Genomic DNA, 22,763 nt, shown 5'->3' on the forward strand with positions numbered 1-22,763 from the left:
TTTTATTTAATTTCTATTTCTTCATGTCAATATCGATGTACATCCATTCCGCAGGCAAAATCGGATGCTTTTTAAAACCAATCACGCGGGGCTGTGCCAAGACATTACGATAACGCGCACCAATAATTTGTACGGGCATATACACTTCGAGCAACCGTGACATTTTCCGATACAATGCATCTCGTTCTGGACCAGGCGGCATTGTTTGAGTTTGTTCATACAAACGGTCATATTCAGGAATTTTTACGCAAGCATTGTTGGTCACGTTGATATTTTTGCCATAGAACAACTGCATAAAGTTGTCGGCATCTGGATAATCGGCAATCCAAGCCGAACTTTTAAACATGGTCTTGCATTGCTTTTCTAACTTGAGTGCTTCTGCAAAAGGCAAAGACTGGGTGCTCATTTTAATTTTGATACTATCCAGCGTTTTCTTCCAAAATTCTGCCTGTTGTTGACTTCGCGCACTATTACCTGAGATCGTCATATCAATTTGCAAAGGTTGACCATTCGGCAAAGTACGCCAACCATCTGCACCGACTTTATAGTGATAGCGGTCTAACAGTAGATTGGCGGCTTTAACAGAATAAGGAATACTGCTTTTATAGTTCGGATCATAGCCCACCACACCATTCGGAATGGGAGCTTGTAGGCGTTGTGCATCGCCTTTTTGTAAAGTATTGATGTAGTTATCTGCCGAAAAGGCCATCGCCATGGCGCGACGTAAAGCGATTTTGTCTTTACTCATACCGCCCACGACCGGGTTTTGCATATTCCAATAATGGTAATCAATCGAAGGATCTGTAATCCGCGACAGGTGTACGCCTTTTTTTGCCAGCTCAGGTTTGAGTTTGCCATTTTGCAAAGCTTGAACGGTTAATTCTCCATCCAAAGCAAACAAATCAATTTCATCTTTAATAAAAGATAACCAACGTGATTGCCCTTCTTCCATCACCTGAATATCAATCACGCCAATTTGTGGCATTTTTTTGCCTTGCATGGCTTTGACAATTTTCTGATCTTCTGCTGTAGAAGCCTTAAAATTCCAGACAAAACTACGAAAATCAGGATTAGCTTTCAAAATAATGCGGGAGCCAGGCGTCCAACGAGTTAGCAGATACGGCCCCGTCCCGACAGGGTGCCCCATGACAAAACCTGCTTTATCTCGATACTTCTCAATCACTTCTCGTGCCACAGCACCCGCAGGTTGATGTGCCAGTAACATCGGAAAATTTTGATCAGGACTGGTTAAACGGATCACCAAAGTATATCGGTCAGGCGTTTGCAAACCTGCAACGGGTTGATCGTAATTAAACTTGCCTGTTTTAGCCGCCTGTTTTAATACTGCATCCATCCCCAAAATACGTCCATCCAGTAACCAACTGTTCGGAGAACGCAAGTTCGGATCAAGCAAGCGTTTAAAGGTATACACATAATCTGCCGAAGTTAGTTCACGCTTTTTGCCTTTAAAGACTGGATCTGCGGCAAAATAAATGCCCTTTTGGATACGAATGGTATAGGTCAAACCATCGGCGCTGACTTCTGGTAAAGCAGCAGCGGTACGTGGAATCAACTTTGCAGGCGATGCCAAATAATCGTAGGTAAACAAAGTTTCAAAAATTGAACCGTTGACATGTGCCGAGTACAAATCATGCACACCTGCGGGGTCAAACCCTGTTTCAGCGACAGGGAATACATAACGTAAAACTTTGTGCGGGTCGGCAGGGCTTTGTGCCAATAAACTCATAGAACTTGAGATTAAAAGGCCACCGACCAATACCCCTTTAAGCCAATACCGATTTTTTTTATTCAACTGTTTCATTCTTTGTCCAAGCTTATTTATTTTTTACAGGCTGTATATCTAAATATTGCCAGTTGGTATTCATCATTGGATGGGCTTTGAAACCCTGAACCTGTGGATGCAACAGCCAGTTGCGAATACGGCTACTATGAATAATCCATGGATTATCCGCTTCGATTTGACGGCTTAATTTTTCGTAATACGGTAAGCGTTGCTGTGGTGGTAAAGCTAACATTTGCTGATACAGCGCATCATAACTTTTGGATTGATAACAACTTAAATTGCCCTGTGCTGAATTCGGCCCATACAGCAACTGAGCAAAATTTTCCCCTTCGGGATAATCAGCAATCCACGCTCCTCCCCACAGCATATATTTGCATTGGGTTGCGGCTTTTAAGTTGTCGGCAAAATTACTGACCTGAAAATCAACGCGAATACCTATTGCATCCAGATTCTTTTTCCACAGTTCAGATTGCACCACGGAACTGGAACTATTTTCCGTCATAAACTTTAAAGTGAGTGCTTTGCCATTGGGTAAAGTCCGATAACCATCTGCACCTTTTTTATAGCCAAAACGATCCAGCAGTTTATTGGCCAAGATAGGATTATAGGCGAGGCTACTGCGATAATTCGGATTGAAGCCCTGCACACCGTCTGGAACCAGCATTTCAGACCGAACCGCCTGTCCCTTATAGAGTTGTTTAATCGCTTCGTCTTGATTAAATGACAAAGTGATTGCACGACGTAAAGCAATTTTATCGAGATTGAATCCCCCTACAATCGGGTCTTTCATGTTGAACATGGTGTAGGTAATTTCGGGATCTTTATTGGGGTAGTGCTGAATCCCTTGTTTGACCAATTCAGGTTTGAGTTTCTGACCATCCAGCGCTTGTGGCACAGCATTTGAAGTCAATTTATCAAAGTCGAGCTGTCCTGTTTTAAATGCCAACCAACGCGACTGCTCTTCTTCAATAATGCTGACCTCAACTTTACCAATTTGCGGCATCTGTTTACCTGACATTTCTTGTACCAATCGATTATCCCAAGCACTACCTGTCGATTTAAAATTCCAGACAAAACCACGGTAATACGGGTTAGCGGTCAATTCAATTTTACTCCGCGGCACATACTTACTCAGTTGATATGGCCCAGTCCCAACAGGATGCTGTGCAATACGATCACCATAATATTCAACGACTTCACGTGCTGTGGCACCAAAGGTGACATATGCCAAAATGTATTGAAAATTATAATCAGGACGGGTCAAAGTAATTTGTAAAGTATAGGGATCAAGGGCTTTTAAACCTGCAATTGGAGCATCGTAATTAAACTTTCCCGTTTTCTTGGCCAGTGCATTGGCTTGATTGCCGCCTACAATTTTTCCATCAATGAATGAATAAGTAGTCGAACGATTTTTCGGGTCTAAAATACGTTGAATGCTGTAAATATAATCTTGTGCTTTGAGTTCACGACGCTGCCCCTTAAACGCAGGATCGGGAGAAAAATAAATTCCTGGCTTAATCTTAAAGATATAAACCTTGCCATTTTGCTCGATGCGCGGCAACCCCTGCACCGTATTCGGCACCAACTGTACAGGGCGAGCTAAATAATCGTATTTCAGCAAAGGTTCAAAAATAACCTCAGCTATTTTTCCACTGTAAAAATTGTAGGTTTTGACCATATCAAAACCATCATCAGGTGCTTCTATCGCCACGTGTAAAATCTTGTTGGGCTGTGCAGCAGCCTTGGCTTGCACCATACAGCCCGATGAAATCAACAGGGTTAAAATGGCTATTCTTAATTTTTTGGCTTCCAATTTTACCTTTCCTGTGCTGCTCGCTTAAGCACTGCGTCATGCATTATTTTTAAACTGATGTGTTTATTGTTATCCATATTCTATTTAAGCAAATTCTATGTCATCCGTCCTCTGCTTAAATCATGAATCCACAATGATTTGAGGCTAAAGCGAATTTCGTGCCATCCTAAAAAACTTGCCAGTGTTTAAAAAATCACATTATTTAAAGTTATTTTTTATTAGATATTTATCGTATTTTTATCTAATTATTTTTTACATCTCATTGACCAAAAAATACAACAACCAGACTAATAAAGAACACTTACATAATGCACAAAAAAAACACATATATGATTCATAATAGCTCACCTTTGATTTTTTTATAACAATAAATATATTTAATATATTGTTTTATAACAGTTTTAATTTTTATAAGTTTCATAAAAATAAATTATCATTTAAACAAAAATGCGATATTTAGTTTATTTTTCATACAAATATTAAAAAATAAGAAAATCCACGCTGACTTTTAGTTCCAAATTGACGCATTTTCACCCACACGCTATTTTTTGCTTAGCCTACTTATATAGCTAATAAAAGTTGTGAGTAAAATCACTTTTTATTTTTATAAAATATTTAAATTTCAAATATTTAAATTTTAGTCAACTTTTAAAAAACAAATTGGCATCTGAATTGCTTAAACCTAGCCAGCAATCTCGCTAAATACAAAAAAAGGATTACTTTTACGATGATAAAGAACAAAAATGCTAAGGTGGCGGTCAAGCCGTCGGTTAGCAAAGCAATTCTTAAATTAAGTACGCTCAGTTTAAGTATGATGTGTTTGTCTTTAGCTCATGCTGAAGATACAGAAAACACAGAAATACAAGAACAACCCGTAAAAGTTGCCAAAGTCACAGTAACGGGATCTTCCATTAAAGGGGTGGCCGCGCAAAGCACCTCCCCAATTACAATTATTAAAGGCGAAGACTTAACCAATCAGGGGATTACTACCGTCGAAGAAGCATTGACCAAGGTCAGTGCCAACCAAGCGGGCTTTTCGACCTCACAGAACGTAGGTGCAAGTAATACCGAAGGCGCATCGGCCAACCTTCGTGCCTTAGGGACTGACAAAACCCTCGTTCTACTGAATGGTCGTCGTCTGGCCTATAGTGCATTTAGTACCTCCACCACCAACCTAAACATTATTCCATTGGCAATGATTGAACGGATTGAAATTCTGCGTGATGGTGCTTCTGCCGTGTATGGTGCCGATGCCATTGCAGGGGTCATTAACTTAATTACCAAAAAAAGCTACGAGGGATTCAGCATCAGTGGTGGTTTTCTTCAACCTGAGCAGTCAGGCGGAGATAAACAAGACGTCCAAATTTTTGGTGGCTACGGCGATTTAGATGAACAAGGTTTTAACGTCTTTGGTGTGGTCGATTACCGTCGTTCTAATGACATTATGGCCAAAGATCGTAAAGTCAGTAAACGCGGTGGATTAATACCTGAACTCGGCATTGATGCCAGTTCAGCCAATGGTTTCCCCGCCAACTTTTATGACCCGACCACAGGAACATTAGGTAATCCTTATGGCAATAGTAACTGTAATAACATTCCAAATGTTGTCGCAGATGGTGGGCTGTGTTATCTCAACACCCAAGCACTGATTGGTATTGCACCTGAAACAGAAACCATTTCGGCAATGGGTCGTGGTACTTTCAAACTTAGTGACACCTTCAATGCAATTGGTGAATATATCTATTCTCACAATGAAGTCACCACTTCCATCGCACCCGATGTCTATAGCCGTTCCGTGACCCTGCCTAAAACCAGTCCTTATTATCCTGGTGAAGGCATTACACCATCTGTGGATGGTTTGAGCGGTGTGCCATTACAACTGTATTTACGCTCCCAAGCAGGCAACCGTGTTTCTCAATCTGTCAATGAGTCGCACCGTGCTTTCGTTGGCATTGAGGGTGAAGCCTATGGATGGGACATTAACGGTGGCGTGACCTATGCCAAAAGTGAAGCGACTGACAGTTTTGTCAGTGGTTATTTAAACCGCAGTAAATTACAAGCCGCTTTAGATGATGGCTTGATCAATCCTTTTGGTGCCAGTCCAGACTCAAGTTTATGGAATTCTTTTTCGGTCACAGGTGAATCGAATGTTGCTTCATTAGATTCCACTACAGTCGATCTAACCGTGAGTCGCCCAATTTATACCTTACCCGCTGGTGATATTGGTCTAGCACTCGGTGGCAGTTTCAGTAAACAAGAATGGGAAGCTAAGGTTAATTCAGACATTGTGAGTCAAGTTCCAGGCAGTGGTATCGACCCAAATAAACCCCTCAGCCAAGGTGACCGTGATATTACGGCCTTCTTTGGTGAGTTACATATTCCAATCACCAAAACTTTAGAGGCCCAACTGGCAGCGCGTTACGATGATTATAGTGACTTTGGCGATACCTTTAACCCCAAAATTGCTTTCCGTTGGGAACCACTCAAACAACTGATGTTCCGTACCTCCTACAGTACAGGTTTCCGTGCACCAAGCTTATATGACATCAATGCCCCACAGAGCGAAACCTACACTGGTGCAAAATATGATGATCCAGTACTCTGCTCGGGCGGTAAAGATGCAACTCCTGCTCAATATAAAACTGAATGTAATGTGCAGTTCAAGCGTATGCAAGGAGGTTCACCCGATTTACAACCAGAAGAATCCACCTCATATACTGCGGGTTTTGTGCTCGAACCTATCAAGAATTTAGTGCTCACAGCCGATTACTACAATATTGAAATTGATGGTCTGATCGACACCATTAGTGATGCCATGATTTTTGCAAATCCAACCAAATATGCAGACCGTTTTGTGCGTGATAATGAAGGTCGGATTAAATACGTCAATACCACACTGGTTAATATGGGCGGCATTAAAACCGAAGGGATTGACCTGACCCTGAACTATTTAACGCCAATGACCGCAACAGGTCGTTTTGGTTTCGGCATCGATGGCACCTATATCATCAAATATGACAAACAAGAAGAAGCTGGCGGTGCTTGGGAAGGCAAAGTCGGAACTTATGATGACCCTGCAATTCTTCGTTGGAAACACGTTGCCAATATTAACTGGAGTTATGAAAACTGGAAGATGATGTTTGAGCAAGAATTCTACCGTGGCTACAAAGACCAAAATGCCATAGGCGATGATGCTTATGACCATCACAAAGTCAGTGACTACACCCTCTATAACGTTTCAGGGACCTATAAAGGCTTTAAAAATCTAGAGCTAACAGCAGGCATTAAAAACCTATTTGATGCCGAACCAGCTGCATCGAATGTGATGGATAACTTCCAATACGGTTATGACCCACGCTATAGCGACCCAACTGGACGCGCTTACTACCTGCGAGGGACGTACAAATTCTAATTGGTGTTCTGTCCATACTGTCTTGAGAACCTCCAGCCATACAGTATGGACAAAACTTTTAATCCTTCGTTTAGCCAAACAGCAAATACCGTCAACCGGTCCATCTTTCATAAGCAGTGATGCGTGAACGATTTATTGTTTGTCTCAAATTTCAGGAGTAACCATGGGCACAAGTTTCACAGCATTAGAGAACAATTCAGCCAAACGCCTGATTGGTATTGGGGCAGTCATTTTTCTGCATCTTATTATTTTCTATGCCCTTATGGCGGGTTTGTCCAAAACCATACATAAGCCCGAAGAACCAACCGTGGAATTGATGATTATTCAAGATAAACCACCTGAACCTGAAAAGCCCAAACCCAAAGAGATTCCGCCTGAACCCCCAAAAATGGTTAAAGAAGTCGTAAAAAACCCTGTACCCGAAAAGCCCGTTGAAAAAGTCGAACCTGTACAAAAAACAGCGCAAGTTAGCCCAACTCAGCCTGTAAAAGCTGTCACACCGACACCTACCGCAGTGCCTTCACCAAGTCCAGTGCCCGCCCCTACACCTGTTACGGCAGCAGCGATACCTGCCCCTGCACCTAAACCTGCGGGTGTAACTCGCGGAGCATCGCAAGGTGAAGGAGGCTGTAAACAACCAGAAATGCCGCGTGAAGCACAAATGAATGGTGAATTTGGTGCAGTGACCATTTCGGTACTGGTCGGTACGGATGGAAAAGCCAAACAAGTCAAAGTGAAAAAATCCAGCGGTGTGAAGAGCTTAGATAAAGCAGCCTCAAAAGCTTATAGCTTATGCACCTTTAATCCCGCATTAAAAAATGGTGAACCGCAAGAAACTTGGTTTGAAATTCCTTATGAATTTGCACTGGACTAATGAATTAAACAAAAATTGGAGCATATAGATGAATAAAATGATTAATCCTGTAAAAAAAATGGCCACTGCTGGCTTACTTGCAGCAAGTACCCTTCTTCCGATTCATTCTGCATTTGCTGAAGATACTGCCCCAGCAACGACGACAGCAGTAACTTCGAGTAACACCGCCACTGCACCGCAACCACCTGCCAAATCAGAAGCCCCTGCATACAACCCTTATGGCTTGGAAGCCATGTGGAAAGAAGGTGACATGGTCGCCAAAACCACGCTATTTATTTTAGTCATGATGTCGATTGGCACGTGGTACATCATGATTACCAAACTACTGCAACAATCAAAAATCAAAGGACAGGGTCGTAAAGCCGATGCTGAATTCTGGGACGCCAGCACACTCGAAAGTGCAACAGATAGCTTAGACAAAGACAGTGTTTTCCGTTTCATTGCGGAAAAAGGCATTCACTCGACCAAAAACCACGAAGGAACTTTACTAGAACGTATCGACTTTAATACATGGGTAACCATTTCCATTCAACGCGCCATCGACAAAATTCAAAGTCATTTAAGTGGTGGGCTGGCTTTTCTGGCAACAGTTGGCTCAACAGCACCATTTGTGGGTCTGTTTGGGACGGTTTGGGGAATTTATCACGCACTCACCGCTATTGGTATGTCGGGTCAAGCATCGATTGATAAAGTTGCGGGCCCTGTTGGTGAGGCTCTGATTATGACCGCGATTGGTCTGGCCGTCGCAGTGCCCGCGGTGCTCGGCTACAACTGGTTAACCCGTCGCAATAAAGCGGTGATGGAAAATGTCCGTACTTTTGGCTCTGATTTACACACGGTCTTACTCAGTGGAGAAATCAGCACTAATCCAAATCATAAAAAAGTCGTGAATAAATAAAAGAGGACATCCACCATGGGCATGATGGTCAGTTCAGATGACAGTGAAGACGATGTAATCGGAACCATTAATACAACTCCACTGGTTGATATCATGTTGGTTCTGCTGATTATTTTCCTTATTACGGTGCCTGTTGCCATTCATACAGTACCCGTAAAATTACCTGAAGAGAAAAATACACCGTATGCCAATAAACCTGAAAATATTCAACTTGCAGTCAATAAAAATGGCGATGTGTTCTGGAATGAAAAATATATCGGAGACAAAGCCACACTAATGACACGCCTACAAGCTGAGGCACAAAAACGTCCACAGCCCGAAGTGCATATTCGTGGTGATCAACAGACTCACTTTGATGCGATTGATCAAGTGATTAATGCAACCAAACAAGCTGGGATTGGTAAAATTGCTTTTGTCACCACTCCCCCAGTTTCACCGTAATTGGGTCTGAAGGAGCAAGTTATGGGTATGAATGTTGGCTCAAAGGATGACGATGATGTACTACTCGATGTCAACATGACACCATTAATTGATGTCATGTTGGTGTTGATTATTATGTTTATTATCACTATTCCAATTCCAAATAATGCCATCAATATTAATTTGCCGAATGGTGCTCCGCCACCACAAAGCAATGAAAAACCACCTGAAATCATCAATCTCAAATTAGATACACAAGGAAAAATCTTTTGGAATGGTCAACCTGTAGAGAATCAACAAGCTTTAGAAAACTTATTTATGACGGTGTCAAAAAAGTCCGAACAAGACCAAATTAAATTACAGCCTGACCGTATGACTGAATATAAACAAGTCGCAATGGTCATGGCGATGGCACAACGTCTAAATATCACCAAAATTGGAATTGAGAGTAACGCTTCGCTTTAATCTTGTCGAAAAAAAATCCGCATTTCATTTTCTATAAAATGCGGATTTTTTTGTTTGTAAAATCGACTTCTCCAATTATCAATCAGCTATAAAAATCCAGTATGAAAACACTCGGCATTCAAATACTCTGATTAATCTCATGAGGCATTTTATAAGTCATCATATATAAGAATAAAAATTATTCACCATACAGACCTTTCTGTATATAATCCATTTCTAACTTTAAAACTTAATAATTCAATAATTTAAAACCTAGAGTCACACAAATGAAGAAATTTACAACTTTAGCACTCTCTATATCTATTACAGTTTTAAGCGGATGTGGAGGGGGATCTGGTGATTCCACTTCCTCGACACCCCCATCCACTTCAAATTCAAGTTCTGGAGGATCGACCACGTTAACATGTAATCGAGGAATTCTTTTAAATTCCCAAATTACTGGAACTACTATTTTTGATGAGCCTTTATACAATTTGGATTATGAATATAAAAGTAGTGTCAATACTCCAAATTATGTAACTCAACTATATGCAGATGTGATTCAAAGAAATGGGCAAATGCTCTATGTGAACTATGCACCCATTTATAATGTTAGTGCAGAAGAATTAGATAAAAGTACCGCAGAAAATGAAGAAATTTACGAAGGTTACATATTAAATAGTCAGGGGCTTTATACTCAAAAAACACTTCAAAAACAATCTAGTGGATGGCCTTACTATTACCTTTCTTCATCTCAAGGGCTACAAGTTTCAACAGCATTATTTAATGATGAATGCAGTCTAAATGCAGGAAAGCAAAATTTTAATTTTGAAAAGATTGATCTGTCAGGTAAAACAATTGCAGATATTTTCCCGACCAATATACTCACAGGATATCCTAAAACTCAGGATTATATTTACTTACACAATCAAATTGGCATGATTCTAAAAGGAAATAAAGATGCTTTAGCCGCCCTGCTTTCAAGTACTGCAACATTCCCTTCTGGTTCTTATGTCTATGTCCCTAAATCTATTGTTTATGATGATTATCAATTTTACTTTTCCGAATCTACAGTAACAGATGCAACTAGTTTAAATGACTGGATTCAAAAACATTATGGTCAATCAGATTATACCTATAAGATTGGTAAAGTTTCTAATCTCGATGTGGCATATAGTGTAGATAGTAGTGGTAATCCTCTATATGAAGCTGGTGCTGATCCTGCAATTAGTAAAGATGGAAAAATCTATGATGGAGAATGGGATGTCAAAGGCGACATACTTTCTCCAGAATATGGCATGATTTTTAATGGCGAATTAGTCAACTACGATTCCAAAGGAAGTTATACGCTATTTAATAAATCCAGTTTTGAGTTTATTGCTCAACAGATTAAAAATAACTATCCAAGCATTAATTAAATTTTAAGCCAATAATAAAAAAGGAGTTATTTAAAAATAACTCCTTTTTTACATTTAAAGCACAGGAATATCAATCCATTGCGCTTCTGGGAAATGCTTGGCTAAATAAGCTTTAAGATATTCAGAAGTATCTTTGGAAATTAATGGATCTTGCGATTCATCATTTAAGTTATACGCCAAAGCATATAAAGACAAACCTCGTGCTTTTAAGGCTTCCAAGCTGAGCAAAGTATGGTTAATACTGCCCAAACGCCCAGAGCTAACCAAAATCACTGGAAACTTTTTCTGTTCCAAATAGTCAATTGTCAGTAACTCTGTGGTGAGCGGCACCATTAAACCACCTGCACCTTCCAACAATACTACTTCAAATTTTTCTGCCAATTGCTGTGTCGCTGCTTCAATTTTAGCAAAATCAATCTCACGACCATCGAGTTTGGTGGCTAAATGTGGTGATGCCGGATAGCTAAAAATTTCAGGCATGGTCAGTTTACTTTCATCTTCTGGCAACCAACCTATCCCCATAATTTCACGGTGCTGCTGAATATCTTCAGAGACATCGACATTACCCGTTTGAATCAATTTTTGCGTGATAACCTGCTGACCTTGCGCATTCCATAACTTTGCCAGATATCCTGTGGTATAGGTCTTGCCAATGCCAGTATCAATCCCACTGATAAAATAGATGTCTGCGCTCATGTTATTCTCCGTGCAATACAATAAATCGGGTGATAGCTGAGTACATACTGTGTTTGCCCTTGCTGATCGATCTCCGAAAACTGCTGATAATCTTGATAAAACTGTTGTAACGTTTTTTTAGTCCAACGATGTGAAGCACTGGTTGCCGTGACACCTGTGGCTTTCAAATGCTGTAACACTTGCTTGGGATGTGAAAAATGCAAGGTCTTGATCTGTTCACTCAGATGTAACACATCAAAACCTGTTTGCGTTAATACCTGTTGCAACTCAGACAAGGTATGATATTCAAGCCCCTGCCCGGTCAAAGCTTTAATTTCTTTTAAGTTCTGCTGCCCAAAAATAGAAAAACAGAAAAAACCTTGTTGCACTAAAGCATACGCAACTTTAGTAAAAACTGCCTGTAAATCTGTCATCCACTGCAATGCAGAACTGGAAGTCACTAAGTTTAATTGTGTTGGAAACTCAAGCTGCTCAATGTCCCCAATTCGCCATTCAAGCTGTTGCTGCTGCGAGAAATGCTGCTGAACTTCGGCATACAGATCATTTAAAATCAGGCGATCAATTTGCAAATTTTGCAATAACAGATGACTTAAATTGCCAGAACCACAACCGATCTCCAAGACACGTGCTTGATGTTGGGTCGGCAGATGATCCAGCATCAATTGCATCAGATACTGGCAAATTTGCTTTTGTGCGATGGCATGTTCGGTATAGCTTTGTCCCGCTTGTGCAAAACGCAGCGCCACACGAGACTTATCTATTTGAGATGGATTCAACGCTAAAACTCATAACAAAGCGATAAACTGATCCAGTTCATCTTGCTGAAATTGGGTATTTAAACAGATACGTAAACGCGAACTTTGCACAGGTACTGTTGGTGGACGCACAGGCATAATATAGAAACCTGCCTGCTGTAACTGTGCCGCAGTATCGACCGTTTTTTGTGACTCACCAATAATGACAGGCACAATATGGCTGGTCGACGGACAAGCATACCCTTTTGCTTGTACGGCTTGTTGTAAATAAGCGCTTAATTGTTGTAAATGCTGACGACTGGCAGTCATCGTAAGCTGTTTTTTGAAGATAAAGTTGGTCCATGCCATACAAATTGGAGGCTGTGCGGTACTGAAAATCAAAGAACGCATACGATTAATCAGGAATTCACGGATAATCGGATGGCAAATCAAGTAACCACCAACTGATGCCATCGCCTTACCAAATGTCCCTACTAAGAAGTCAATCTGCTCAATCACTTGATATTGTTCAGCGCAGCCTAAACCTTGTTCACCACGTACGCCAATGGCATGTGCTTCATCTACATACAGCATGACTTTGGCAAATTGGGATTTAATCCGTACCAATTCAGCCAAATCAGTTTCATCACCATCCATACTGAAAATGGATTCAGTCACCACAATAATCCGATCGAAAGCGTCATCTGCATGATATTTCTGTAGCAACTGCGACAGATGCTGTAAGTCGTTGTGGCGATAACGCACATATTTGGCAGAGGAAAGACGAATCCCGTCAATCATACTGGCATGCACTAACTTATCTGCAAGAATAAGCGTCTTGGCATCACTGACCGCAGGTAAAATCCCAATGTTCATGTGGTAACCACTGTTAAATAACAGCGCGGCACGTCCAGCAAAAGCCTGACTTAAACTGGCTTCGAGCTGCTCATATTCAGGAAAATTCCCTGTCAATAAACGCGAAGAAGATGAGCTCATCAGACGATGCGCATTCGGGGTTTCATCAAAAAACTGTTCGCGTAAGCTCAGATTAGAAGCCAAGCCCAAATAGTCATTTGAAGCTAAATTCAACATACGGCGTTGCTGAATTTCAATCCACTTCCCCTGTTGGGAGTTTGAAGTAAATTGACGTAAATTGCCCTGCTGTTTTAGCTCATCCAACTGTGCAGCGTAATGGTCTAACAAATTCATCCGGCTTCCTCTTGCATATGGCGAACCACATCTACCAGTTCAGTCAATAAAGTATTCAACTGCGTTTCAGAAATGACATACGGCGGCATGACATAGACCAACTTACCAAATGGACGGATCCAGATGCCACGTTTTACAAATTCTTGTTGTAGCGTTTTCATATCGACATTAAAGTTCAGCTCAACCACACCAATCGCACCCAATACACGCACATCTTGCACATAATTGAGTTGTGCTAATGGGGCGAGATGTTGCTGCAATTGGTTGCCAATACGCTGAATGGTACTTTGCCAGTCTTGAGACACCAAGAGCTGTGTGCTGCGTAATGCCACTGCACAAGCCAATGGATTGGCCATAAAGGTTGGACCGTGCATAAATACGCCCGCTTCACCTTTAGAGATGGTTTCAGCCACATGCTTCGAGGTTAAGGTTGCAGACAGCGTCATATAACCACCTGTTAAGCCTTTGCCGATACACATGATATCGGGTTCAACTTGTGCATGCTCCCAAGCAAAGAGTTTGCCTGTACGCCCAAAACCAGTTGCGATTTCATCAAAAATGAGCAGGATGTTATATTTTTCACAGAGCAGTTTAGCTTGGCGCAAATACTCTGGATGGTAGAAACGCATTCCCCCTGCACCCTGCACAATCGGCTCAATAATCAGACCTGCAATGCTGCGGTGATGCTGTTCCAAGGTTTGTGCGAGTTCAGCAATATCCGCTGGGTCCCAAGTCTGATCAAAACCGACTTGCGGTGCAGGAACAAAAATACGATTGGGTAAACTGCTGCCAAAAATCTGATGCATGCCCGTTACAGGATCACATACCGACATCGCATTCCACGTATCCCCGTGATAGCCCGAGCGTGGCGTCACAAAATTGGTCTTTTCAATATTGCCTTGCGAAGTCCAATATTGCACTGCCATTTTTAGCGCGACTTCGACTGCAACTGAACCAGAATCAGCATAGAAAATTTTGTCTAAACTGGGTGGTGTAATGTCTAATAACAGTTTGCCCAGTTCAATCGCAGGATCATGGGTTAAACCACCAAACATAATATGCGACATATTTTGCAACTGATCGGTCACCGCCTGATTCAAATCTGGGTGGTTATAACCATGAATCGCACACCACCATGACGACATACCATCAATCAGTTGGCGTCCATCATCTAGTTCAATGACTGCCCCATAAGCTTTCTTTACTTTGAAAGTTGGCAGCGGATTGGTCATAGAGGTATAAGGATGCCAGATATGTTCAAGGTCAAATAAATCAGTCATCCATAAACTCCTGTGGTGTCGTATTTTTTGCAATGTGGGCTATCTTAAACCTGCAAGTTTCTAAAAAACATTGCGAGAATGGTCATTCCTAGACAGCCTGAAGAGGTTGCTTCAGAAAATCTTCAATAATTTGCATAGTTTGCTCAACTTGGAAGCAAGGAAAACCATGCGAAGCATGTTCAATACTTACAACTTCTACATTTTCTGTAAGTAATTGCTGCATATTTTGAATAATTTCGCGAGGAACCAGAGCATCTTTCTCGGCAAACACATGCAATTGCTGCCCTGTATAATGCGCTAAAGTTTTGGCTAAATTCAACTGCTCTAATAACACTAAACCTTGTTCTAATAGTGAAATTGGTTGTGGCTTAATCAGTTTTTGCATTTGGATAAAATCTTTCTTGGCAGAATCTGCTCCTTGGCACACCAAAAATCCAAAACGCTTTAAGGTTGCTACAGCATCCTGTTGGAAGGACTGTTTGAATTGCTTAAATGTTTCTTGCGGCATTGCGGTTGACCAGTTTGGTTGTGCAACAAAACACGGATTGGACGCCAAGCTGATCAAGATTTTTTGTTCTGAAAACTGTTGTTCAAGCTGCTGTACTAGCAGTGTGGCAAGCTGTCCACCCAATGACCAGCCGATAATCACATCAAAACGACGCGCCAGTTCCACATGGTGTTGCAAGATTTCAGCATCGAAAGCATTAAAAATATTAATTAGCTCAACGACATATCCCTGTTGTTGTAGCTTGTGTTGTAAAGGCTCTAACAGTTGTGTACCACCACCCCAACCCGTAATCAGTAAAATACTTGCGTTCAACGTTTTGCTCTAAAAATAAAACTTTGCACAGCAGTATAACTGCTTTTATTTTGCGACTGAGCTGCATTTCCTATCATTATCAAACTGCAAAGTCACACAGTTCCGCCTTATAAAGTCATCTCACATATGGTTCAGGTTTTAATCAAATCACCAATCACCACACATAGTCGTTCTGGAATTTTGTTGTACGGGTGATAGCAATAGTTTGCTAAGATAAAGTTTCCTTAGCATCAAAAATTAGAAGAAAATGACTTTGAATCAATTACTCCGTGTCGGCTTAATGGGGATAACCTGTAGTTTCGGGACTTATCATTTAACTCATGCCGAAACTTCGATTTTTTCTTCTTCCACTGCAAGCCAAAAACAATGGGTTGGACAGGCAGCACCTAGTTTTAAATTACAAGATCAAAATGGCAAATGGCATGAATCCAAACAATATCGCGGTCAGTGGATGGTCTTGTATTTTTATCCCAAAGATGACTCTCCTGGCTGCACTCAAGAAGCCAACCAGTTTAAAGCACTGTATCCTCAATTTTTAAAAGCAAATGCTGTAGTCTTGGGCGTCAGCCTTGACGATGTTAAATCCCATCAAAAGTTTTCCAGTAAATTGGGACTCCCTTTTCCAATTTTAGCCGATCAAAAACAACAACTGGCAGGTCAGTTCGGCATAGTCCGTAATTTTGGTGTAGCTCAAATTGCCAAGCGTGAAACTTTCTTGATTGATCCTAAGGGTACTATTGTCTATCACTACAGCAGTGTGAACACACAAACACATGCCAAACAGGTTCTGGCAGATATTCACAAAATAAAATGGTAATCACTAATGCAATTACAAAACAATGAAAAAATTTTATATAAAACAAAGCCTATAAATTCTATTTACCTATTTCTCCTATGTATGATCATAGCAATATATGTTTCTTTTGCACTTCCGTTGCAGTCTAAACATTTTATAATGTTGGCTATATTATGCTTGTTGAGTTTTTTCAGATTTTTTGACTCTATTATTATTACCAACCAACGTATCATTTCACATCTGTTTTTGCGCCAGCGTACAGTTCAACTTTCTACATTGCAACAACCACCTTTTCTCACGATTGATCCTAAAAAATTCAGACAATATGAATGGCAACGTAAATTATTAAAACAAAATTTCCAAGATTTTTGGCTATACAAAACAGATATTTATTTTAAACAATTAATTAGTAAAGTAGATCCAAACCCTTTAGAAAGAATCTCTTTATCTCTTTTTTCAAAAAAACAGAAAGATCGAATCATTCAAACATTGGCACAATCATGGCAACTTGATCCAACGATTGAACATCGAGAATAAGCTGTAATTTGATATCAAAAGAAATTTAAACCAGAAAAAAACCCAGTGTTTACTGGGTTTTTTTATTTGAATCTTACATTTGCGACTGAATATAGTTTTGTAAGCCAATCAATTCAATTAAACGAATTTGCTTTTCTAACCAATACGTATGGTCTTCTTCAGTATCTGACATTTGCTGGCGCAACATATCACGTGTGACATAATCACCTTTTTCTTCCGCCAGTTTCACGCCTTGCGCCAATTTCTCACGTACATGATATTCCAGTGCCAAGTCTGCCTTTAAACAGGTCACCACATCTTGTCCCACATGAATATCATCACGGTTCATATTCGGTGTACCTTCTAGAAACAGTACACGACGAATTAAGGCATCTGCATGTGAGGCTTCTTCTTGCATTTCATGATCAATACGCTCAAAGATTTTACTTAAGCCCCAATCTTCGTACATACGTGAATGAATGAGATACTGATCGCGAGCTGCAAGTTCCCCACCGATCAACATATTTAAATAGTCTACTACTTCTGGATTACCGCGCATCTCGTTATACCCCATACCTTTTTAAAATATTATGGCGACATTTGAAAAGGATTGCAAAAGTTAAATTTTGTAAGCTTATGATTTTTATAAAATTAAAATGAGAAACATACGCATTTGCAGTTCAATTTAAGCCATTTTCCGCATATAAAATAAGCCTTTGCAGTATTTTGCATCTTAGGGCAAAGGCTATTTCATTCAAAATTTTGCTTATTTTAAAATTTGTAACTATTTAAAATGGTCCTTATTTCACCACGTCTTTAAAACATCACGAAGTGAAAATTATCACACCATGATTTTTTTATTATTAAAAATAAAAAGTTACTCTCAATTTAGAACAGCGAGTCTCCACTATTAGATAGTAAGCGTTAAATACACCTCCCAATAGTTTTGATTGATCACGTTGTCTATATGGGCTAATCAAGTCGTATTTACCTCGACCAATTTTGTTTTATAACGTGCATCAACATCTCCGTAAATGACGCATAAGTTAGAAACCTGTTTCCCATAAGCAAAGACTTTCATCACATTCAGGCTTACACTATGCCAATACTTAAAACAACAACGGTTGATCTATGACAAACTTAGCAACACAAGCACCTGTACTGGTCACAGGTGCCTCGGGTTATATTGCCAGTTGGGTAATTCAAAAATTATTAACCCAAGGCTATACCGTACATGCCACTGTCCGTGACCTGAACAAAACGCAAAGCTTCGCGCATTTATCTAAAATTGCAGAAAGCAGCGCAGGAACACTCAAACTCTTTAAAGCCAATTTGCTCGAACCAAATTCATTTAAAGAAGCCATGCAAGGCTGTGAAATTGTGTTTCATATGGCGTCACCTTTCGTCGTTACTAACTATAAAGATGCGGTGAAAGACATCATTGAACCTGCTGTTTTAGGTACAGAAAATGTTTTGAACACCGTCAATGAAACTGAGTCAGTCAAACGTGTCATCCTCACTTCGAGTATTGCATCGACATATGGCGATGCCGTGGATATTTTAAAAACTGATCATAATACTTTTGATGAAAGTCACTGGAATACCAGCAGCTCAGAGACCCATCAGCCTTATCCATATTCCAAAGTGATGGCTGAGCGTAAAGCTTGGGAAATGGCCGATGCACAAAACCGTTGGCAATTGGTTTGCATTAATCCAGCGTTGGTCTTTGGTCGTTCATTAACCCCAAATACGCAGTCAGGATCAATTGAGGTCTTACAACAATTTACCAATGGCTTAACTCTCGCGGGTGTTCCACCTATGTGGAATGGTGTGGTCGATGTTCAGGATGTCGCTGAAGCACACCTACAGGCTGCATTTAACCCCAAAGCAGCTGGTCGTTACATCGTCAGTGGCGATACTTTGAGTTTGCTTGAAATTGGTCAATTACTTAAAGCACATTTTGGTTGGAAATTTCCATTTCCACGCAACGAACTGCCAAAAGCAGCCTTTAAAGTGATTGGTCCGCTCATTGGTTTTAGCCGTGAATTTGTTGAACTGAATATGGGTTACCCGATTTATTTTGATGCGAGCAAGAGCCAAAAAGAATTAGGTTTACAGTATCGCGATGTCAAAGAAAGCCTGGTTGAGCATTTTCAACAATTGCTCAACGATGGTGTGATCAAACAATATATTCCTTGAAAATAAATAAAAAGCATAATGCTCGTCAATTTCATAGCTGACGAGCATTATGCTTTTTCTAAATTGATGAGGGCATATGAGACACGAAATGTCATCAGCAACTGTTCGAGACAACACTACATTAGAAAAAAAATGTTTCTGCGACAATTTTATTCATTGATGGCAATGAACGAGTTTTGCTTATGACTAAAGCCTTTGGTTACTTTGGACTAATCCAAAGTAACATACGAACTTCAAGCATTTGATGCTAATTCGGTAAGACTCCGCTGTGGCCCCCTCATCATTAAAAGTCGTTTTAGTCGTGCTTTAACTGAACACTATATATCTGAACAGTATATTTTTGATCCAAATCCAAAAATCTAAGCCTGTAACTGACCATAATCTTGCATCAGTTGAATAAACTCACTTTCATTCATCACATGAATACCGAGCTTTTCAGCTTTTTCTAGTTTTGAGCCAGCTTTTTCGCCTGCGACCAAGCATTTGGTTTTGCTTGAAACACTGCCACTAACACGCGCACCCAATGCTTGTAACATTTGCGTTGCTTCATCACGTCCCATTTGGCTGAGCGTACCCGTAATCACCCAGCTTTCACCATTAAAAGGTTGGCGTGTTGGAGCGACAGGTGCATCCCAGTGAATACCTGCTGCCAACAATCGATCCAAAACTTCAAGGTTATGCGGTGCTTGGAAGAAATCGACAATCCACTCTGCCGTAATATCACCAACATCGGGCGTTTTCTTTAAAGCCTCAATATCTGCTACCCGCAGTGCATCAAGAGTTTGAAAAGTATTGGCTAACATTCGTGCTGTGGTTTCCCCCACTCCGCGTATTCCAAGCGCATAAATAAAAGCGGCTAGCGTGGTCTTTTTGCTGCTTTCAATCGCATCAAAGAGATTTTGAACCGACTTTTCGCCCATTTTTTCAATAGTGAGCATTTTTTCACGATGTTCATGTAAGTGGTAAATGTCTGCGACATCTTGAAGTAAATCTAGATGTAACAATGACTCTACCCATCGATCACCCAAGCCCTCAATATCCATGGCTTTACGTGATACAAAGTGACGAATTGCCTCAATACGCTGTGCAGCGCAATATAAGCCACCCGAACAACGTGCTAAAGCTTCACCTTCAGGCATCACTACAGGTGATTCACAAACAGGACATTGTTCTGGTAAATGCACTTCCTGAGTATCATTTGGACGGAATTCGGGCCAGACTTTTTCCACCTTCGGAATCACATCACCACTACGGTACACACTGACCGTATCGCCAATACGCACATCTAGACGATGAATTTCCCCAATATTATGCAAGGTCACATTCGATACCGTGACCCCTCCTACAGCAACTGGGTTCAAACGTGCAACTGGGGTTAAAGTCCCTGTTCGTCCCACCTGCCAGTCAATATTTTCAACCGTTGTAAGCGCAGCCACTGCAGGAAATTTATAAGCCGTTGCCCAACGGGGTTCTCGACTTAAAAAGCCCAATTGCTGTTGTTGTTTTAAATCATTGACCTTAACCACCATTCCGTCAATTTCAACACTTAAATCTGGACGTTCCTGATTAATTTTTTCATAGGCTTGCTGTACAGCTTGGATGCTGTCGCAAATGAAATGACGCTCACCGACAGCAAAGCCAAACTCTGTTAACCAGTCCAGACTTGCAGACATGGTGGCTAAGCCATGATTCGGTTCACACTGTGCAATACCATAGGCATAAAATGCCAGTGGGCGTGCAGCGGCAATCGCTGGGTCAAGCTGTCTTAAACTGCCCGCAGCGGCATTACGTGGGTTAGCAAAAGTCTTTTCACCCTTGGCTTCATTTTCGGCATTTAACCTTTCAAAACCAGACTTTGGCATGAGTACTTCGCCACGGACTTCCAGTAAAGTTGGAACCACCCCAGAGGCATGCGTTAAAACTTTCGGTAAGTTACGGATGGTTTTAACATTCTGGGTAATATCTTCACCCGTTTCACCATCTCCACGAGTTACGCCACGAACGAGTACCCCATTTTCATACCACAATGAAATTGCCAAACCATCGAACTTCAATTCGACATCGTATTCAATCTTCTGATTCGGTAAACGTTCTTCAATGCGTCGTGCGAAAGCAAACAGCTCTTCTTGATTAAACACGTTGCCTAAGGACAGCATCGGCACAGCATGGGTCACCGATTCAAATTTTGCCAATGGCTTAGCACCGACTTTATTGGTCGGGGTATCAGCCTGAACCCATTCTGGATATTGTTGTTCTAATGCCTTCAGTTGGTGAAATAACTGATCATACTCACTGTCGGCAATGGTGGGCTGATCCATCACATAGTAGGCATGATTGTGCTGTGCCAGAATCTGAATCAGTTGACGCATTTGTGCGACAACAGTGTTTTGCTGAGTCATAGTTTCACCATAAAAAAGGGCGGTTTCTCCGCCCTTCAACAATCTTGTCTGCCTATTATAAAAGTCAGACTCTCATTTTCAATTTGATATTATACCGTTGCCTGTTGACCTGAACGATAGTCAATTGCTTGATGACGCCAGAATTCACGCGATTGAGCCGTCATTTCCTGTTGGTTCTGGTCGTAAATTGTGCCATCAATTTCACGTGCAATCAGGTTAGAAATACTGACCATGGTGTCAAATGCATTCTGAACATCGTTGTGTGGTAAAGCCAAGAAAAAGGCTAAACCTTTGACTTGCTCATTGGCTAGAGTTTCTAAGTCAAAGCCAGCAGGCCCTTCTTCGGTAATCTGTAAAACAGAAAATGAAAGCTTTTCATGTTCTTCATCATAACGATGGAAACATGCCATTTCACCATAACGAAGACCATATTTAAGCAACACTTTTAAAGTCTTGTCTCCGGTCAATACACGACGTTCTGGATAAATATTGAAAACAATAAATTCTTCTGCCGTTTGTAAAACACTTTCTTCATCGACACGTTGTTGTTCGTGTAAGTGCTCATCTAAAATGCTACTTTCTTCATTAAATTCAACAATTTCTGCTTTTTCAATATGATGTGCATTTAAATGTAAACCTTCATCTGCATTTTCTTCTATTTTCGCTGCCGCCGTTGCATCAACCACAGTCTCTGTTTGTGCTGCTTCTATTGTCGTTTCGGTATTTGTATTGACTGCTATCTCTGTAGCTTGTTGTTTTTCCGCGGTAACTTTAGGGTCATGCTTTTCAGTGATCTCTGCAACCACTTCAGCATCATTCAGCGTTGGCTCAACGCGTTCAGTTGCTTCCGTCGAGGTCTGCAATTGGTCGCGTACATGACGCGGAATAATTGGAAGCTGACTATCTGAATTCACCTGCAATTCACTATCAAGTGAAGGTGTTGCACTTGCAGGTTTTTTAAACAGCATGCGTAAACCAACTAAAATAATGATAACGGCAATAACAATACCGACTATTGTTGTGACTTCCAT

The 22,763-nt window shown here is 40.8% G+C and carries 19 protein-coding genes; 9 read left to right on the forward strand and 10 right to left on the reverse strand.

Features of this window, described 5'->3' with window-relative positions; genetic code table 11:
• Positions 1-13 precede the first annotated feature (13 nt).
• Positions 14-1,822 (reverse strand): ABC transporter substrate-binding protein, encoded by a 1,809-nt coding sequence (locus MP622_RS10580; RefSeq protein WP_243790890.1) that lies wholly within the window; start codon positions 1,820-1,822, stop codon positions 14-16.
• Between the two features lie 13 nt (positions 1,823-1,835).
• Complete coding sequence (locus tag MP622_RS10585; protein ID WP_243790892.1) at positions 1,836-3,617, reverse strand: ABC transporter substrate-binding protein; 1,782 nt, start codon at positions 3,615-3,617, stop codon at positions 1,836-1,838.
• A 727-nt stretch (positions 3,618-4,344) separates the two neighbouring features.
• Here MP622_RS10585 and MP622_RS10590 point away from each other — a divergent pair.
• The 6 genes from MP622_RS10590 (at position 4,345) to MP622_RS10615 (ending at position 11,083) form a co-directional block, all read left to right on the forward strand.
• Complete coding sequence (locus MP622_RS10590) at positions 4,345-7,029, forward strand: TonB-dependent receptor (RefSeq protein ID WP_243790893.1); 2,685 nt, start codon at positions 4,345-4,347, stop codon at positions 7,027-7,029.
• Positions 7,030-7,192: 163 nt separating this feature from the next.
• The gene (locus MP622_RS10595; RefSeq protein ID WP_243790895.1) at positions 7,193-7,903 is read left to right on the forward strand and encodes an energy transducer TonB; all 711 of its coding nucleotides are present in this window, start codon (positions 7,193-7,195) and stop codon (positions 7,901-7,903) included.
• A 28-nt stretch (positions 7,904-7,931) separates the two neighbouring features.
• Positions 7,932-8,801: a MotA/TolQ/ExbB proton channel family protein gene (locus MP622_RS10600; protein WP_243790897.1), complete on the forward strand. Its 870-nt coding sequence runs from the start codon at positions 7,932-7,934 to the stop codon at positions 8,799-8,801.
• Between the two features lie 15 nt (positions 8,802-8,816).
• On the forward strand, positions 8,817-9,242 hold the full coding sequence (locus tag MP622_RS10605; RefSeq protein WP_243790899.1) for a biopolymer transporter ExbD: 426 nt from the start codon (positions 8,817-8,819) through the stop codon (positions 9,240-9,242).
• 21 nt (positions 9,243-9,263) lie between these two features.
• A complete protein-coding gene (locus MP622_RS10610; RefSeq protein ID WP_243790901.1) occupies positions 9,264-9,686 on the forward strand; it encodes a biopolymer transporter ExbD in 423 nt (140 codons plus the stop codon).
• A gap of 266 nt (positions 9,687-9,952) precedes the next feature.
• The gene (locus MP622_RS10615) at positions 9,953-11,083 is read left to right on the forward strand and encodes a hypothetical protein (RefSeq protein ID WP_243790903.1); all 1,131 of its coding nucleotides are present in this window, start codon (positions 9,953-9,955) and stop codon (positions 11,081-11,083) included.
• 54 nt (positions 11,084-11,137) lie between these two features.
• On the opposite strand, the gene bioD is transcribed toward MP622_RS10615, so the two are convergent.
• The 5 genes from bioD to MP622_RS10640 all read right to left on the reverse strand — a co-directional run bounded on the left by bioD (position 11,138) and on the right by MP622_RS10640 (position 15,822).
• Positions 11,138-11,779, reverse strand: a complete 642-nt coding sequence (bioD, locus tag MP622_RS10620; RefSeq protein WP_243790905.1) for a dethiobiotin synthase — start codon at positions 11,777-11,779, stop codon at positions 11,138-11,140.
• A complete protein-coding gene (bioC, locus tag MP622_RS10625) occupies positions 11,776-12,555 on the reverse strand; it encodes a malonyl-ACP O-methyltransferase BioC (protein WP_243790907.1) in 780 nt (259 codons plus the stop codon). Before bioC ends, bioD begins: the two co-directional genes overlap by 4 nt.
• A gap of 9 nt (positions 12,556-12,564) precedes the next feature.
• Positions 12,565-13,722, reverse strand: coding sequence for an 8-amino-7-oxononanoate synthase (locus MP622_RS10630; protein ID WP_243790909.1), 1,158 nt, complete (start codon positions 13,720-13,722; stop codon positions 12,565-12,567).
• On the reverse strand, positions 13,719-15,002 hold the full coding sequence (bioA, locus tag MP622_RS10635; RefSeq protein ID WP_243790910.1) for an adenosylmethionine--8-amino-7-oxononanoate transaminase: 1,284 nt from the start codon (positions 15,000-15,002) through the stop codon (positions 13,719-13,721). The genes MP622_RS10630 and bioA overlap by 4 nt, the downstream gene beginning before the upstream one ends.
• Positions 15,003-15,090: 88 nt before the next feature.
• Positions 15,091-15,822 (reverse strand): alpha/beta fold hydrolase, encoded by a 732-nt coding sequence (locus MP622_RS10640; RefSeq protein WP_104441058.1) that lies wholly within the window; start codon positions 15,820-15,822, stop codon positions 15,091-15,093.
• Between the two features lie 247 nt (positions 15,823-16,069).
• Between MP622_RS10640 and MP622_RS10645 the strand changes: the two genes are divergently transcribed.
• Positions 16,070-16,639 carry a peroxiredoxin gene (locus MP622_RS10645; RefSeq protein ID WP_104441059.1) on the forward strand — a complete coding sequence of 190 codons (570 nt, stop codon included), beginning with the start codon at positions 16,070-16,072 and terminating at the stop codon, positions 16,637-16,639.
• Positions 16,640-16,645: 6 nt separating this feature from the next.
• On the forward strand, positions 16,646-17,155 hold the full coding sequence (locus tag MP622_RS10650) for a hypothetical protein (protein WP_044739315.1): 510 nt from the start codon (positions 16,646-16,648) through the stop codon (positions 17,153-17,155).
• A 73-nt stretch (positions 17,156-17,228) separates the two neighbouring features.
• Here MP622_RS10650 and bfr read toward each other — a convergent pair whose 3' ends face one another.
• Positions 17,229-17,693: a bacterioferritin gene (gene bfr, locus MP622_RS10655; RefSeq protein ID WP_026441177.1), complete on the reverse strand. Its 465-nt coding sequence runs from the start codon at positions 17,691-17,693 to the stop codon at positions 17,229-17,231.
• Between the two features lie 572 nt (positions 17,694-18,265).
• Between bfr and MP622_RS10660 the strand changes: the two genes are divergently transcribed.
• The gene (locus MP622_RS10660) at positions 18,266-19,333 is read left to right on the forward strand and encodes an aldehyde reductase (RefSeq protein ID WP_104441061.1); all 1,068 of its coding nucleotides are present in this window, start codon (positions 18,266-18,268) and stop codon (positions 19,331-19,333) included.
• A gap of 359 nt (positions 19,334-19,692) precedes the next feature.
• On the opposite strand, the gene ligA is transcribed toward MP622_RS10660, so the two are convergent.
• A complete protein-coding gene (ligA, locus tag MP622_RS10665; RefSeq protein WP_104441062.1) occupies positions 19,693-21,732 on the reverse strand; it encodes an NAD-dependent DNA ligase LigA in 2,040 nt (679 codons plus the stop codon).
• Positions 21,733-21,821: 89 nt separating this feature from the next.
• Positions 21,822-22,763, reverse strand: coding sequence for a cell division protein ZipA C-terminal FtsZ-binding domain-containing protein (locus MP622_RS10670; protein WP_104441063.1), 942 nt, complete (start codon positions 22,761-22,763; stop codon positions 21,822-21,824).

Origin of the sequence: Acinetobacter sp. PK01 (assembly GCF_022819285.1) — a bacterium.
Classification (GTDB): Bacteria; Pseudomonadota; Gammaproteobacteria; order Pseudomonadales; family Moraxellaceae; genus Acinetobacter; species Acinetobacter tandoii.

Coding starts and splice junctions, on each gene's coding strand:
- MP622_RS10580 (WP_243790890.1), bottom strand. CDS start 1,822: ATGAAACAGTTGAATAAAAAAAATCGGTATTGGCTTAAAGGGGTATTG.
- MP622_RS10590 (WP_243790893.1), top strand. CDS start 4,345: ATGATAAAGAACAAAAATGCTAAGGTGGCGGTCAAGCCGTCGGTTAGC.
- MP622_RS10595 (WP_243790895.1), top strand. CDS start 7,193: ATGGGCACAAGTTTCACAGCATTAGAGAACAATTCAGCCAAACGCCTG.
- MP622_RS10600 (WP_243790897.1), top strand. CDS start 7,932: ATGAATAAAATGATTAATCCTGTAAAAAAAATGGCCACTGCTGGCTTA.
- MP622_RS10605 (WP_243790899.1), top strand. CDS start 8,817: ATGGGCATGATGGTCAGTTCAGATGACAGTGAAGACGATGTAATCGGA.
- MP622_RS10610 (WP_243790901.1), top strand. CDS start 9,264: ATGGGTATGAATGTTGGCTCAAAGGATGACGATGATGTACTACTCGAT.
- MP622_RS10615 (WP_243790903.1), top strand. CDS start 9,953: ATGAAGAAATTTACAACTTTAGCACTCTCTATATCTATTACAGTTTTA.
- bioD (WP_243790905.1), bottom strand. CDS start 11,779: ATGAGCGCAGACATCTATTTTATCAGTGGGATTGATACTGGCATTGGC.
- MP622_RS10630 (WP_243790909.1), bottom strand. CDS start 13,722: ATGAATTTGTTAGACCATTACGCTGCACAGTTGGATGAGCTAAAACAG.
- bioA (WP_243790910.1), bottom strand. CDS start 15,002: ATGACTGATTTATTTGACCTTGAACATATCTGGCATCCTTATACCTCT.
- MP622_RS10645 (WP_104441059.1), top strand. CDS start 16,070: ATGACTTTGAATCAATTACTCCGTGTCGGCTTAATGGGGATAACCTGT.
- MP622_RS10650 (WP_044739315.1), top strand. CDS start 16,646: ATGCAATTACAAAACAATGAAAAAATTTTATATAAAACAAAGCCTATA.
- bfr (WP_026441177.1), bottom strand. CDS start 17,693: ATGCGCGGTAATCCAGAAGTAGTAGACTATTTAAATATGTTGATCGGT.
- MP622_RS10660 (WP_104441061.1), top strand. CDS start 18,266: ATGACAAACTTAGCAACACAAGCACCTGTACTGGTCACAGGTGCCTCG.
- ligA (WP_104441062.1), bottom strand. CDS start 21,732: ATGACTCAGCAAAACACTGTTGTCGCACAAATGCGTCAACTGATTCAG.
- MP622_RS10670 (WP_104441063.1), bottom strand. CDS start 22,763: ATGGAAGTCACAACAATAGTCGGTATTGTTATTGCCGTTATCATTATT.